This window comes from Gordonia sp. NPDC003424 (assembly GCF_053588655.1).
Genome location: NZ_JBSFQJ010000006.1, coordinates 287629 through 301691 on the forward strand (window position 1 = coordinate 287629; position 14063 = coordinate 301691).

At 66.3% G+C, this 14063-nt stretch carries 12 protein-coding genes; 7 read left to right on the top strand and 5 right to left on the bottom strand.

Going from position 1 to position 14063, the window contains the following annotated elements; translation table 11 throughout:
• Window positions 1-229: 229 nt before the first annotated feature.
• Together ACWDTI_RS11960 and ACWDTI_RS11965 are read right to left on the bottom strand one after the other, a co-directional pair.
• On the bottom strand, window positions 230-1582 hold the full coding sequence (locus ACWDTI_RS11960; RefSeq protein WP_449738283.1) for an NAD(P)/FAD-dependent oxidoreductase: 1353 nt from the start codon (window positions 1580-1582) through the stop codon (window positions 230-232).
• Between the two features lie 35 nt (window positions 1583-1617).
• Window positions 1618-3054: an APC family permease gene (locus ACWDTI_RS11965; RefSeq protein WP_449738284.1), complete on the bottom strand. Its 1437-nt coding sequence runs from the start codon at window positions 3052-3054 to the stop codon at window positions 1618-1620.
• 191 nt (window positions 3055-3245) lie between these two features.
• Between ACWDTI_RS11965 and ACWDTI_RS11970 the strand changes: the two genes are divergently transcribed.
• Entirely contained in the window at window positions 3246-3824 is a 579-nt protein-coding gene (locus tag ACWDTI_RS11970) for a TetR/AcrR family transcriptional regulator (RefSeq protein ID WP_449738285.1), read from the top strand.
• Between the two features lie 6 nt (window positions 3825-3830).
• Here ACWDTI_RS11970 and ACWDTI_RS11975 read toward each other — a convergent pair whose 3' ends face one another.
• The 3 genes from ACWDTI_RS11975 to ACWDTI_RS11985 form a co-directional block, all read right to left on the bottom strand.
• The gene (locus ACWDTI_RS11975) at window positions 3831-5285 is read right to left on the bottom strand and encodes an aldehyde dehydrogenase family protein (RefSeq protein WP_449738286.1); all 1455 of its coding nucleotides are present in this window, start codon (window positions 5283-5285) and stop codon (window positions 3831-3833) included.
• Between the two features lie 35 nt (window positions 5286-5320).
• The gene (locus ACWDTI_RS11980) at window positions 5321-6820 is read right to left on the bottom strand and encodes a GMC family oxidoreductase (protein ID WP_449738287.1); all 1500 of its coding nucleotides are present in this window, start codon (window positions 6818-6820) and stop codon (window positions 5321-5323) included.
• 228 nt (window positions 6821-7048) lie between these two features.
• A complete protein-coding gene (locus ACWDTI_RS11985; RefSeq protein WP_449738288.1) occupies window positions 7049-8548 on the bottom strand; it encodes a PAS domain S-box protein in 1500 nt (499 codons plus the stop codon).
• Window positions 8549-8713: 165 nt separating this feature from the next.
• Here ACWDTI_RS11985 and ACWDTI_RS11990 point away from each other — a divergent pair, with 165 nt between their 5' ends.
• The 6 genes from ACWDTI_RS11990 (at window position 8714) to ACWDTI_RS12015 (ending at window position 13903) form a co-directional block, all read left to right on the top strand.
• Window positions 8714-9886, top strand: coding sequence for an acyl-CoA dehydrogenase family protein (locus ACWDTI_RS11990; protein ID WP_449738289.1), 1173 nt, complete (start codon window positions 8714-8716; stop codon window positions 9884-9886).
• A gap of 112 nt (window positions 9887-9998) precedes the next feature.
• Window positions 9999-10358: a hypothetical protein gene (locus tag ACWDTI_RS11995; protein ID WP_449738290.1), complete on the top strand. Its 360-nt coding sequence runs from the start codon at window positions 9999-10001 to the stop codon at window positions 10356-10358.
• 20 nt (window positions 10359-10378) lie between these two features.
• A complete protein-coding gene (locus ACWDTI_RS12000; protein ID WP_449738291.1) occupies window positions 10379-11668 on the top strand; it encodes an aromatic ring-hydroxylating oxygenase subunit alpha in 1290 nt (429 codons plus the stop codon).
• Entirely contained in the window at window positions 11661-12155 is a 495-nt protein-coding gene (locus ACWDTI_RS12005) for an aromatic-ring-hydroxylating dioxygenase subunit beta (RefSeq protein ID WP_449738292.1), read from the top strand. The genes ACWDTI_RS12000 and ACWDTI_RS12005 overlap by 8 nt, the downstream gene beginning before the upstream one ends.
• A 10-nt stretch (window positions 12156-12165) precedes the next feature.
• On the top strand, window positions 12166-12921 hold the full coding sequence (locus ACWDTI_RS12010) for an SDR family NAD(P)-dependent oxidoreductase (RefSeq protein WP_449738293.1): 756 nt from the start codon (window positions 12166-12168) through the stop codon (window positions 12919-12921).
• A gap of 31 nt (window positions 12922-12952) precedes the next feature.
• Complete coding sequence (locus ACWDTI_RS12015; RefSeq protein WP_449738294.1) at window positions 12953-13903, top strand: PDR/VanB family oxidoreductase; 951 nt, start codon at window positions 12953-12955, stop codon at window positions 13901-13903.
• The last annotated feature ends 160 nt before the right edge of the window (window positions 13904-14063 follow it).

Sequence of the window (14063 nt, forward strand, 5' to 3'; positions counted from 1 at the left end):
ACGAGTAGTCGGCTACCCGACTTGCGCGCGATCGATCCATCGACAACCGACCGCCGTACGCGCCTGGCCTGACGCGGTTCATCCCCCTGGTGCTGGTTCGTCCGCACCGTGCGCCCTGCAGTTGGCCGGTCTTGTTCCGTGAGGGTTCGTCCCCCCCATTGTTGGATCCTCCGCACCCTGCAAGGGGGCGACGAACCAACAGTGGGGGGACGAACTGGTACAGGACCGGTCAGCGTGCTGCGGAGAGCTCCCGGATGAGCTTGCGCGCGTTCACGATCCCGGACTCGATGGCGCCGTCGACGACGACCCCGTTCCAGCCCTTGGCATAGTCGGCGCCGGCGAACCGCAGTCGGGTGTCGGTGGTGTGGAAATGGCTCCAGCCGTCGAAGAACTGACCCGACTTCAGCGTCGCCCACGTTTGCCCGGACCAGGTGTCGGCCACCCAGTCGTGCCCGCCGCAGTCGATGACGGTGAGATCGTCGAACCAGACGTCGACCGCCTGCTGCGCGGACTCCACCGTCTCGAGGTCGATGGTCGTGTGGTCGGACCCGAACCCGACCAGGATGGTGGCGTCCTCGTCGTCGAGGAACTTCTCGCTGCGCAGCAACGAGATCGGGTACTGGCCGGGCGCGCCCGCGATGACCGAGTGGCGGCCGCGGACCTTGATCCAGATCTTGAAGCCGACCGAGTTGGTGCCGTCCGCGATGACGTTCTGTTGTGCGGCAGGAAGTTCCGGCGAGAACTCGATGTTGCTTAGCGCTCCGATCGGTGCGGTCAGCACCACCGCGTCAGCCTTCTCGACGGATCCGTCAGCCAACGTCACCGCAACACCATTCACGGAGTGCTCGATCCGCGACACCGGCGTGTTCAGCCGGATCTCGCCCCGCACATCGGCGGCGATGGCCTCGTACAGCCCCCGCATCCCCGCGGTGAGCTTGAACCGCAGCGTCTGCTCGTCCATCAGCGAACTGCGATGATCGCTGAGCGCCGCCCAGTGTTTCGCCATCAAAGGCGACGCGGTGGCGGTCGGTCCCTGGTAGCCGGCCGACCAGTACGAGTCGGCGAGGTCGATGTCCTCCTGGCTGAACTCGCCGGTCCGCAGGCAGTCGAGGACACTGCCCTCGTCGGCCTTGAGGAACCGCTTGACCAGTTCCGGGTCGGTGGTGGGATCGTCCAGGATCGCCATCGGGTCATGCGGGTACGGGAAGAACTCGCGGGAGCCTTCGAAGATGGTCTCCTGCAAATGGCTCAGCTTTGCGTCGAGATCGTGTTCGGTTCCGCGGCGCACGATGCCGTCGCTGATCCAGTAGGCGTCGTCGATGTCCGGGCTCGGATAGATCTCCTGGCCGTAGCGGGTGATCTCGGTCCAGACGAACGGCTGCATCCAGTGCACCCAGGTGGCGCCCATCTCCAGGGCGTGCCCGCCCAGGCGCTCATCGGTCCAGGCACGGCCACCGATGCGATCGCGGGCTTCGACGATGCGGACATCGATGCCGGCGGCTTCCAGTTCGCGGGCGGCGATGAGTCCCGAGAAGCCGGCGCCGACGATGATGACCGATGGTGTCGAGGTGGTCTCCGACATGTTTCGTGTCCTTGCTGTTGGGGGGTGACGGGTGGTCAGGGCAGGGGTGCCGGCGCGTCGACGGCGCGGTTCTTCAGCGCGCGTCCGGCGATGAACCCGCCGAGGAAGACGGCGGCGATCACGACCAGGAACACATTGGCCAGCACCGAGGAGCCACCGATCAGCGTGGTGAAGTTGGCGATCACCAGGGCGGTGATGGCGATGAGTCCCAGCGCGCCGAGAACCGGGGCGATCTTGGTGTGCCAGAGGCGACCGTCCGTACCGGAGCGGCGGAAGTAGGCGATGATCGCGAAGCTGGTGAGCACCATCAGCACCAAGATCGCGACGATCGCGACGCCGGACATCCAGGTGAACAGTTGCAGCACCGGGTCGGCCCCGGCCACCGCGAATGCGCCGACGAGGAGGAAGGCGGTGATGGTCTGCAGGATCGAACCCGCATGCGGCGAACCGTGTTTCGCGTGCACGGCCATGAATCGCTGCGGCCCGAAGCCGGCGCGTGCCAGCGCGAAGGTGTAACGGGCGATGGCGTTGTGGAAGGCCAGGAGCGCGGCGAACAGACTGGTCACGAGCATCACCATCATCACGTCCGATGCCGTTGAACCCAGGAATGTGGCGGCCGCGTTGAACACGAGGTTGGCGGTGTCGGCCTGTGCTGCGGCCTGCACGTTGTCGCTGCCGTAGGCCAGCACGACGGCCCAACTGGCGATCGCGTAGAGAACGCCGATGGTGATCACCGCGACGTAGGTGGCGATCGGCACGGTGCGCTTCGGGTTCTTCGCCTCCTCGCCGTAGATGGCGGTGGCTTCGAATCCGACGAATGACGCGATGGCGAACATGAGCGCGATGCCGGGCGAGCCGGACATGAAGGCCGACGGCGTGAACGAGACGACGTCGATACCGTGTGCGCCACCCTGGACGAAGACCGCTGCCGACAGCGCGACGATGATCGCGATCTCCGCGACGAGGAGCACTCCGAGCACCTTGGCCCCGAGGTCGATGCTGCGGTAACCGAGCACCGCGACGATCGCCATCAGGACAAAGGCCCAGAACCACCAGGGGAGGTCCGGTCCGCCGAATCGCACGACGACGCCCTGCAGGGTCGACGCGGCCAGACCGTAGATCGCCGCCTGGATCGTGGTGTAGGCGAGCAGGGCGAGTCCCGCGGCCCCGAGACCGGCCGACCTGCCGAGGCCCTTGGTCACGTAGGCGTAGAAGGCCCCGGTGTCGGTCACCGAGCTGCTCATCGCGGCGTAGCCGACACTGAAGACGAGCAGCACCATGGCGGCGATGATGTAGGCCATGGGCGCTCCCGCGCCGTTGCCGATGGCGATCATCACCGGCAGCGCCCCGGCGACCGCGGTCAGCGGAGCGGCGGCGGCGATGACCAGGAAGACGATGCCGGCGATGCCGATGGAGCCGCGCAGCGCGGCTCCCGTCGCCGGCGGTGACGAAGTGGTGGGGGATTCGATCATGATGGACCTCTTCTTTCAGACGCCAGGAGCTGGCGTGTCACACGATCTAGGGCTGGACCAGGATTATGATTCAACGAATGTAGAACCATGTGGTGTGATGCACACTACTGAGCCGCCACCCGGAGTCGCTATGGGGAATACCTTTACTCCCGCCAACGCGCAGGTCACGGGTGGAAAGGAGAGGGGCGCCGATGCCGAGACTGGTGGACCATGACGAGCGCCGTCGCGCGATCATCGCCGCGGCCTGGCGGCTCATCGCGACGCGCGGCATCGACGGCATCAACATGCGGGATCTGGCCGCCGAAGCCGGCTACACCAACGGGGCGCTGAGCCATTATTTCGCGGGCAAGGACGAGATCCTGCGGTCGGCGTTCGAGCATGTCATCGCCGAGACCAATCGTCGGATCGAGGGGTCGGTCGGTCGGTCGCGGGGCCGCCTCGCCCTGCGCAAACTGTGCTTCGAGCTGATGCCGCTGACCGACGAGGCCCGACTCGAGGCGCGGATCGCGGTGTCGCTCTGGCAGCGGGCGCTGACCGATCCGGTTATGGAGTCGGTCAACAATGAGGCGGTGTCCGCGTGGAAGCTCGGGATGAACGACCTCTGGGCGGAAGCCATTGCGATGCAACAGCTTCCGCCCAGCGATCTAGGTGTCGGTGTCGAGTTGTTGATGACCACGATCATCGGGTTGCAGGTCACCGCGGTGTTGGATCCGGCGGCCACCACCCGACGGGCTCAGATCGCCCTCGTCGACGCCATCATCGGCGGCTGATCGCCGTCACAGGACGACGGCGACCGTCTTGGGCTCGGTGTAGGCGAGGATGCCCTCGTAGCCGAGTTCGCGGCCCACACCACTGGCCTTCACGCCGCCCCACGGCAGCTGCGGAGCCAGCGGCGACCAGCCGTTGACGCCGATCGCACCGGCCTGAACCTGCGCCGACACCGCGTGGGCACGAGACACATTGGTGGTCCACACGGTGGCCGACAGACCGTACTGGTTGTCGTTGGCCAGCGCGACCGCCTCGTCGTCGGAGTCGAACGGGATCACGATGCCGACCGGTCCGAAGATCTCCTCGCGGGCCACGGTCATGTCGTTGCTGCCGGCGAGCACGGTCGGCTCGACGAAGAAACCGGGGCCTTCCGGCGCGGAGCCACCGGTGATCACCTCGGCGCCCTCGTTGGCGCCCTTCTTCATGTAGTCGACGACGCGGTCGCGCTGACGGGCATTGACCAGCGGTCCCATCGTGGTGGCGGGATCGAACGGATCACCGATCACCTGGGCCTGCGCGGCACCCTTCAGGCCGTCGACGACGGCGTCGTACACGCTGCGATGGGCGAGCACGCGGGTACCGGCGGCGCACACCTCGCCCTGGTTGAAGAACAGACCCATCGCGCAACCCTGCACGGCCGCTTCGAGATTCGCGTCGTCGAAGACGATCTGCGGGGCCTTGCCGCCGAGCTCGAGCGCGGTGCGCTTGAAGTTGGTGGCCGAGTTGCGCAGGATCGCCCGTCCGGTCTCGGTGGAGCCGGTGAAGGAGATCTTGCTGATGTCGGCGTGCAGCGACATGGCCTCGCCGGCCACCTTGCCGATGCCCGGCAGCACGTTGACGGTGCCGGCCGGGAATCCGGCCTCCGCGACGAGTTCGGCGAAGCGCAGGATGGCCAGCGACGCATCCTCGGCGGGCTTGATGATCACCGTGTTGCCGCAGGCCAATGCCGGGCCGATCTTCCAGCCGAGGATCATCAGCGGCGCGTTCCACGGGATGATCGCGCCGACCACGCCGAGCGCCTCGCGGCGGGTGTAGGCGTGGACAGGCTGCGGGCTGCCCATGTAGCCGTCGTTGGCGATCAGGTCACCGTTGATCTTGTCCGCCCAGCCCGCGTAGTAACGCAGCGTGCCGATGAGGTTCGGGATCATCAGGGCGGCGCTGGCGCCCACCGGGCGTCCCATGTCGAGCGACTCGAGCGCGGCGAGCTGCTCGATGTCGCGTTCGACGAGGTCGGCGAGCTTGTAGAGCAACGCACCCTTACGTGACGGCTGCAGCGCGCCCCACTCGCCGCGGAACGCGGCGGCGGCGGCATCCACGGCCGCGTCCACGTCGGCGGCGTTGGCCGCCGCGAGCTCGGCGAGGGGCTGCCCGGTCGCCGGGTTCAGGGTGGTGAACGTGTCGCGGGCGTCGCGCCACTCACCACCGATGAACAGTCCGGTGTGCAGGTGGGAAATGTCGATCATGTGGGGATACTCCTTGGTGAGACGCGGGTTGCCGATCAGCCCGCGACGATCAATTCGGCTGCGCGTTCGGCGATCATCGCGGTGGGCGCATTGGTGTTGCCGGTGGTCACCGACGGCATCACGGATGCGTCGGCGATCATCAGGTTGGTGACTGCGGTGGCCCGCAGATCAGGGGTCACCACGGCGTTCTCGTCGACGCCCATGCGGCAGGTGCCGGCCTGGTGGTGATAGGTGTTGACGGCACGGCGCACCCACGCGGCGAGCGCTTCGTCGCTGTCGTCGACATCCGGACCGGGCAGCACCTCGAACGCTCCCCAGTCGTCGGACAGTGGACTCTGGCAGCCCACCTCGCGGCACTGCCGCACCGACCGGACCAGCGCCTGCAGGTCGCGTTCGTCGTCGAACAGGTTGAAGTCGATCACCGGCGCGCTGGCCGGATCGGTGTCGGCAAGGCGCAGCGTGCCAGTGCTGCGCGGCCGGATCAGGCCTGCATGCAGGGTGAAACCCGATGCGGGACCGGTCATCTGATCGTCGTAGTAGAACGGCACGCTGAAGTTGATGGGCTGGGTGTCGGGCACCGGCAGCCCGGGTTCGCTGCGCCAGAACCAGTGGGTCTGGGTGACCGGACCGAACGGCGTGGGCGGATCGATGGGCTTTTCGGTGCCGAAGATCACCGGTACGAGGAAGTGATCCTGGAGGTTGGCCCCGACACCCGGGACGTCGGCGATCGGCTCGATACCGAGCGTCGCAAGATGCTCGGACGGGCCGATGCCGCTGCGCAGCAGCACGGCCGGCGAACCGAGGGCCCCGCCGCTCAGGACCACCAACCCGGCGCGGAGTTCGCGGCGCGCGCCGGAGGCGTCGATGATCCGAGCGCCCCGCACCTCACCGTCGCTGACGATCAGGGAATCGACGAGCGCATCGAGTTCCAGCGTCAGATTCGGATGTTCGAGCACCGGACGCATGTACGCCGCCCAGGTCGAGAGTCGGCGTCCGTCACGGAGATTGAGCTTCATCCGCGAGACACCGTCGAGTTCGCCGGAGTTGTAGTCGGTGTTGACCGGGAGTCCCCAGCTGACGGCCGCATCGAAGATCGCCTGCTGAATGGGGCTCAGGTCCGCGTCCACCGTGTCGAGCAGTCCGTCGTCGGAACCGGCGCTCTCGATCCGCTTGAACAACGGTGACACCGATTCCCAGTCCCACCCGGTGTTGCCGGCCGCCGCCCACTGCTCGTAGTCCCAGGGCGACCCGTGCACCCAGATCGTGCCGTTGAGTTGATTCGAGCCGCCGACGACCTTGCCGCGCGGCACGTGCAGCCGGCGTCCCAGCGCGCGTGGTTGCGGCGCGCTGAAGTAGCCCCAGTCCTGCGGGCTGAGCCACAGCTCGCCCACCCGGGACAGGTCGTGAATGGCCGGATTGCTGTCGAGCCCTCCGGCTTCGACGAGGGTCACGGTCAGGCCGGCGTCCAGCAGCCGCCGCGTGATGATCGATCCGGCGGTGCCGGCTCCCAGGACAACGACATCGGGAGTGCGCAATGGATCCTCCTTGTGCTGGCCACAACGGAACGTCGGCGGCCGTCGTCGACGAGACGAATCGGCTGGTTCAACGAAAACCGTGTCGGCCCTTGATCTCTGAATGGGTGTGCGAGACGTGGACGACGCTGTCGGTCTCCGTTTGACGGCTCAGTGGCCGGTGCCGACAACGCTATTGGCAGGCCGCGGTGACCGCTACTGGTGCTTGCCAACACATGGGTAGGGAAACCTTTACCCGACCGATCCGATCGATGCCCGGGCCTGTGCGAGCGGAAAGGACAGGGTGACCGCGGTCCCGGTCGGCACGTTCGGCAGATATTCGATGGTGCCCTCGTGCCGTTCGACGATGTGCTCGGAGATGATCAGCCCGATGCCGGATCCGTCCTCTTTCGCGGAGAACGCGCCGGATGCCAGGCGGTCGGCGGGGGCCGCCTCCAGCATGCCGCGGCCCTGGTCGCGGATGACGACGTACGCGCGGCCGTCGCGCGCACCGGTCTCCACCGCGAGCTCCTTGACCTCGGTGGTGGGGCGGGCGATCTCGTCGATGGCGTTGACGCAGAGGTTGATGATGACCTGGCCGATGAGCACGCTCTCACCCTGGATGGACAGCGTGCGCTCGGGGATGTCGGCGAACACCCGGACGCCGTGCTCCGCGGCGCGCAGACGGACGAAATAGAGGCTTTCCTCGACGGTCTCGGTGAGATCCATGAGTGCCGAGGTGCTTTCGATGCGCCGCACATACCTCTTGACGGATGCGACGATGTCGTTGGCCCGGCGCAGCTGTTTCTCGATCTGGTCGATGCCGTAGGCGAGGCTGCGGGCGTCCACGGTTTCCGCGTCGAGCCGCGCCTTGAGCCCACTCAGGTAGTTGGTCGACGCGGCGAGCGGCTGGCCGAGTTCGTGGGCGAGGATCATCGCCATGTCGCCCATCGCGTTGTAGCGGCTCAGGTATTGAAGGTTGGCTTCCTGGTAGGCGTTTCGCTGTTCCCACGCCACCCGATCGGTGACGTCCCGCACGATCAGTACGCGGGTGCGGATTCCGTCGTGCGAGACCCTCTCGAGTTCGCCGGCCAGCCACACCGTCGTCTCCTCGTCCTTGGCAACCTCCAGCTGGATCTTCACCGATCCCGCTCCGCTGGTGAGGCGTTCGACGACGAGGGGATTGGACAGGCGCGGTTCGCACCGGCCGAGATCCTCGAGGTGCACACCCATCAGCTGTGTCGGTGTGCGGCCGAAGAGTTTTGCGGCGAGCGGAGAGATGTCGTCGATGCAGTTCTCGTCGTCGAGCACGACGATGCCGGCCGAGGTGTGGGTCATGATGCGCTGCAACGAGTCCGACACCCAGCTCAGTTCTTCCTTCAGTTCGACCTCTTCGGAGATGTTGCGGAACTCGACCATCACCACCGGTCCGTCGTCGCAGTGCACCAGGGTGGCGCGGGCGTCGGCGAGGAACTCGGTGCCGTCCTTGGCGCGATACTTCCACTGCTTGTAGCTCGAACCGTGGACCACGGCGTCCTGCAGCCATGCGACGCCGAGCTCTCGCCGGTACTGTCGCTCCTGCGCGCTCATGTGGTGTGCCTTGAGGGGCTTGAGCTCTTCGAGGGTGAAGCCGAAGGTCTGGCATGCCGACGGGTTGGCCCAGAGGATGTTCTTCGAGCTCGCCTCATGGATCAGAATGCCCGTCGTGGCGTGGAGGGTCATCTGCTCGAAGTCGCGACGCGTGGGGAACATTCGCACTCACCTCACCTTCGTCACCGGTCAGCATCGACGCCCGGGCGGCACGGCGCAAGTAAGGGATTGCTTTAGCCGTCCCGCAAGGAAATCCCGATACCGCCGGGCTGCTCCCGTCCATAGTGTAGCCGTCAGATCCACACCGAATCTGAACGGAGACTTCCGATGAGCACCGACGCCATCACCGAACGGGTGGTTGCCGAACCTGCCGGCCCGGCCCGCGAGGCGGCTCTCGAGCATGCCCTCGACGTGCTCGTCGACCGACGCGACGAGTTCAACGCGCAGCGTTTCGTCCCCCGTGACTTCATCGCCCTGCTGAAGAAGACCGGCATGTACCGTGCCTCGACCCCGGCCGCGTTCGGCGGCGAGCCCATGGCGCCGTCGGCGTTCATGGCCATGGTCGAGCGCATCTCCGCGGTCGACCCCGCCACCGGGTGGGTGTCGAGCTTCGGGTCGTCGCTGGTCTACTTCGCCGCCCTGCCGGTCGAAACTCAGAAGAAGATCTATGCCGCCGGTCCGGACGTCGCCTACGCGGGCGGCCTGTTCCCGATGCAGGAGGCGCAGAAGGTCGACGGCGGTTACATCTGCTCGGGCGTCTGGCAGTTCGCCAGCGGCTGCCGCGGCGCCGACATCATCGGCATCGGACTGGCCGGCGGCCCCGAGACCGACGGCAAACCGCTCACCGCGCTCGTCAACCCTGCCGACGTCGAGATCGTCGACAACTGGGACGTCGCCGGCATGAAGGCCACCGGCTCGCACGCGGTCCGCGCCGACGGGCTGTTCGTGCCCGAGGAGATGACCTTCGTTCGCGGTGGGGCCCCGCAGATCGACGAACCGTTGACCCGCTACCCGTCGCTGGCCTACGCGGCGCAGGTGCTCGCCGTCGTCACGCTCGGCGCCGCGCGCGGTGCCCTCGACTACGCCCTCGAGGTCGGCGCAGCCCGGACCTCCATCACCGGCGGAGCCAGTAAGGGCAACCGGCCGGCGTACAAGACCGGGCTCGCGCAGGCCGAAGCCCAACTGCGGTCGGCGCGCGCGTTCTTCTATCAGACCACCGACGAGGTCTGGGCCAAAGCTGTTGCCGGGAACCATATCTCCGTCGACGATCAGGCCCTGCTGCGGCTGGCCGCCACCCACGCCGCCCACGTCGGCCGCGATGTGGTCCTGGCCGCCTTCGACCTCGCCGGCACCGGCGCGATCTACGAAACCCATCCGCTGCAACGCTTCCTGCAGGACGCGCTGGTGCCCGCCCAGCACGCCATGTTGCAGACCAACACCTACGAGGCCGCCGGCGCTCTGCTCCTCGGCCTCGACGCCGGCATCCCCAGCTTCCCCTGACCCCGCGCCCTGAGCTTGTCGAAGGGCCCGCGCCCTGAGCTTGTCGAAGGCCCCGCTCCCTGAGCTTGTCGAAGGGTCGCCCCAGGCCTCCACCACACCTGAAGGAACACTCATGACAGAACCGCTACGCACTCTCTTCTGCGTCGGGAACAACCAGAACTTCTTCGACCTGCCCAAATCCGAGATCGGACCCGTGTGGGAGGCCACCGTCAAATTCCTGGCGAGCCTCAAGCGGATGGACGGTGTGGAGATCATCGGCACCTTCGACGACGACGCCCACATGGTCGGGCCGTCGGACGGATGGCCGTGGACGTTCTACGTGCTCGCCGACGTGCGCGACCAGCCCACCGTGAAGGAGGCGTGCAATCTGTTGCGCACCATCATGGTCGGCGATTACGCACTCTGGAAGTACTTCAAGATCGAGGCCCGGATGGGTCGCGAACTCACCATCCGCGACGACGTCGAAGTTTAGAAACTAGTAAGGACAATCCCATGACGACCATCGAGCGGCCCACCGAACAGCCGACCCGAGGCTTCGCCGCACTCGCCGAGAAGGACCGCGTCGCCGGACAGCTCTACACCGACCCGGCGATCTACGCCGAGGAGATGCGCAAGATCTTCTACCGCACCTGGGTGTGGGTGGCGCACGAGAGCGAGGTCCCCGAAGCCGGCTCGTTCAAGACGACACAGGTCGGCGATCAGCCGGTCATCGTGACCCGAGACCGCAAGGGCAACTTCAACACTCTGCTCAACCGCTGCCGGCATCGCGGGGCCACCGTGTGTGATCAGCGCAGCGGCAAGGCAAACGGCTTCACCTGCCCGTACCACAACTGGTCCTACACCCTCGACGGCCGACTGCGCGGCATCCCGTATCCCGACGGATACGAGGGCGTCGTCGACAAGAACGACTACCCGCTGCAGACTCTACGCACCGAGAGCTACCTCGGCATGATCTTCGCGACCTTCAACGCCGACGCCGAGCCCCTCGAGGACTTCCTGGGCGACGCGAAGATCTGGATGGACCGATTCCTCAAGCAGTCCAACGGTTTCCCCACCAAGGTTCTCGGAGTCCACAAGTTCCGGTTCAACGGCAACTGGAAGATCCAGTTGGAGAACACGACTGACGGATATCACTTCCCGATGGTGCACAAGTCGTGGATGGCGTCGGTGGATGCCGAGACCGCCACGATGATGTCGTTCATGGACGATCCGAACGCCGTCACCCACGTGCTCGGCAACGGTCACAGTGTCGCGATCATGGCCGCCGACCACGCCGACCTCGACGTCGACGACGGCCAGGAGGAAGTGCAGCCGCGCTTCCAGCATCTCGTCGACGAGCTGACCGAAGCGGGGGAGAGCCCCGAACGGATCCGCCGCTACATGCGGTCGATGCACGGCTGCGGCTTCAACCTCAACATGTTCCCCAATGTCGCGATGTCGTCGTCGTTCTTCCGGGTCCTCATCCCGATCAGCGTCGACGTCACCGAGGTGTGGCACATGGCGATCGGCATGGACGGCGGACCGGAGAACATCAACCGCGAACGTCTCCGCATCCACGAACACTTCCAGGGCCCCTTCGGTTTCGGTAGCCCCGACGACGCCGAGGGCTGGGATCGCGTGCAGATCGGTGCCGGCGGCAACCCCAACATGCCGATCCTGGTGAACCGCGGCGAGAACCGTGAGTACATCTCCGACGAAGGTTGGCCCACATCGCATGTCACCGACGAGTCGGGCATGCGTGAGTCCTACAACATGTGGAAGAAGATGATGAGCGATGACTGAGCTACTCACGTTCACCGACACCCGGGTCATGCGCGCCATCCAGTTGATCTGGAAAGAGGCCGCCCTCCTCGACGCCAAGGACTACCCGGCGTGGGAGGAGATGTTCACCGACGACGGGCTATACGTCGTCCCCATCGACCCCGACACCGACGACTTCGCGGCGTCGCTGAACATGATCTACGACGACAAGCGGATGCGGCAGCTGCGCGTGCAGCGCATGATGCAGGGCTACGCACCGTCGGCGGTGGCCGCAGCCCGCACCGTACGGATCGTGTCGCGTTTCACCGTCGAGGAGCTCACCGATGACGCAGTGGTCATCAAGTCGGCCCAGATCCTGAACGCGTTCAAGCGCAACAGCTTCTCCACCATCGGCGCCGAGATGACCCACCGCATCGAGTTCTCCGACGACGGTGACAAGATCGCGCTCAAGGTGGCCCGACTCATCGACAGCGAGGATGCGGTCAGCGCATCCGGATACCTGCTCTGAGGGGACGACGATGACCACAGCAACCACACGGGGTATCGCGGTCGTGACCGGCGCCGCCGGCGGCATGGGCAGCCACATCGCCCGCCGACTGCACGACGACGGACACCGGGTGATCCTCGCCGACATCGCCGTCGAGGACGCCACCACCCTCGCCAAGGAACTGTCGGCGGACGGCTCCACCGCGCGGGCCATCGAACTCGATGTGTCCCACAAGAACAACTTCGAGCAGGCTCTCACCGAGTGCCAGAAGGTCTGGGGCACACCGACCATCGTCGTCAACAACGCCGCCCGCACACAGGCGGCCGATCTGATGACGTTGGGGGAGGACGAGTTCGATTCGGTGCTCAACACCAACGTCAACAGCATCTTCTTCGGCTGCCAGGTCTTCGGTGCGGCCATGGCCGCGCAGGGTTATGGCCGGATCGTGAACATGGCATCGTTGGCCGGGCAGAACGGCGGCACCGCGACGGGGGCGCACTATGCCGCGTCGAAGGGCGCGATCCTCACCACCACCAAGATCTTCGCCCGGGAACTCGCGGGCAGCGGCGTGACGGTCAACGCCATCGCGCCCGGCCCGCATGACCTTCCGGTCGTCAAGGCAACCGTGCCGCCGGATCGTCTCGACGCCGTGATCGCCGGCATCCCGGTCGGCCGCCTCGGCAGTCCGTCATTCATCGCCGACATGGTCGGCCTGCTCACCGCGGAGAACGCCTTCTTCGTCACCGGCGCCTGCTGGGACGTCAACGGCGGACTCTACGTGCGCTGAGCTCATTTCCCAGCCCTATCAGGAGAACCCCATGACCCTCATCGACGTGATCGTCTCGGACATCGTCCAGGAGACACCGACGATCAAGACCCTCTTCCTGTCGAAGCCCGACGGCACGTCGGTGGGGTCGTATTCCCCTGGGGCACATATCGATATCCTCGGACCGACGGCGCTGACCCGGCAGTATTCGCTGTGCAGCCGCCCCGATGGGCGTGAGTCGTTCGCCGTTGCGGTCAAGCGCGAGGCCAACTCTCGCGGCGGATCGGTGGCGCTGCACGAGCTCGCCGTGGGAGACACCCTCCAGATCAGCGAGCCCCGCAACCTCCTGGAGATCGCTGCAGAGGCAACCCATCACGTGCTGGTGGCGGCCGGCATCGGCATCACCCCGATGCTCAGCATGGCGCGGCACATGGATGTCCACGGCATCAGTTTCGAACTGCACTACTTCGCTCGCACCGCCGAGGAGGCGGCCTTCCTGCCGCTGCTGCAGGATCGCTGCCCGGAGAAGCTGCACGCGCACCTCGGCGTGGCCCGCGATCAGCAGGACGCGCTGCTGACCTCCGCGCTCGCCGGTGCTGCCGTCGGAACCCACGTCTATGTCTGTGGCCCAGACGGTTTCATGGCCAAAGTGGTCGCCCTGGCCGAGCAGTACGTACCCTCCGACGCCGTGCACTTCGAGGCCTTCCACGCCGGCGAACAGCCCGACGCCGACGCCAACACCGCCTTCGAGGTCGAACTCGACGGCGAAACCTACGAGGTGCCGGCCGACAAGAGCATCGTCGAGGTGTTGGAAGCCAACGGTTGCGACGTCGACACCTCCTGCCAGGAGGGCATCTGCGGCACCTGCATCATGCAAGTCCTGCAGGGCGATCCCGAGCACCGCGACAACGTCCTCACCAAGGCCGAGCGCGAATCCGGCGAGGTCATGGCCGTCTGCGTCTCCCGCACCACCGGCCCCAAGCTCGTCCTCGACTACTACTGAGCCGCACTCCGCCCTTCGGCCCATTCCGCCGATCGAGTAAGTAACCTGTGCCGCCGCAGGCGGCTGGCGTGGGCTGGGAAGAGTCGCAGCCCTTTTCGCTGATCGATCTCGATGCGGTCGTCGCAAGCTCCTCCCTTACTCGATCCAAGGAGTAAGCCCG

Coding starts and splice junctions, on each gene's coding strand:
- ACWDTI_RS12000 (WP_449738291.1), top strand. CDS start 10,379: ATGACGACCATCGAGCGGCCCACCGAACAGCCGACCCGAGGCTTCGCC.
- ACWDTI_RS11970 (WP_449738285.1), top strand. CDS start 3,246: ATGCCGAGACTGGTGGACCATGACGAGCGCCGTCGCGCGATCATCGCC.
- ACWDTI_RS11985 (WP_449738288.1), bottom strand. CDS start 8,548: ATGTTCCCCACGCGTCGCGACTTCGAGCAGATGACCCTCCACGCCACG.
- ACWDTI_RS12015 (WP_449738294.1), top strand. CDS start 12,953: ATGACCCTCATCGACGTGATCGTCTCGGACATCGTCCAGGAGACACCG.
- ACWDTI_RS11960 (WP_449738283.1), bottom strand. CDS start 1,582: ATGTCGGAGACCACCTCGACACCATCGGTCATCATCGTCGGCGCCGGC.
- ACWDTI_RS12005 (WP_449738292.1), top strand. CDS start 11,661: ATGACTGAGCTACTCACGTTCACCGACACCCGGGTCATGCGCGCCATC.
- ACWDTI_RS11990 (WP_449738289.1), top strand. CDS start 8,714: ATGAGCACCGACGCCATCACCGAACGGGTGGTTGCCGAACCTGCCGGC.
- ACWDTI_RS12010 (WP_449738293.1), top strand. CDS start 12,166: ATGACCACAGCAACCACACGGGGTATCGCGGTCGTGACCGGCGCCGCC.
- ACWDTI_RS11995 (WP_449738290.1), top strand. CDS start 9,999: ATGACAGAACCGCTACGCACTCTCTTCTGCGTCGGGAACAACCAGAAC.
- ACWDTI_RS11975 (WP_449738286.1), bottom strand. CDS start 5,285: ATGATCGACATTTCCCACCTGCACACCGGACTGTTCATCGGTGGTGAG.
- ACWDTI_RS11965 (WP_449738284.1), bottom strand. CDS start 3,054: ATGATCGAATCCCCCACCACTTCGTCACCGCCGGCGACGGGAGCCGCG.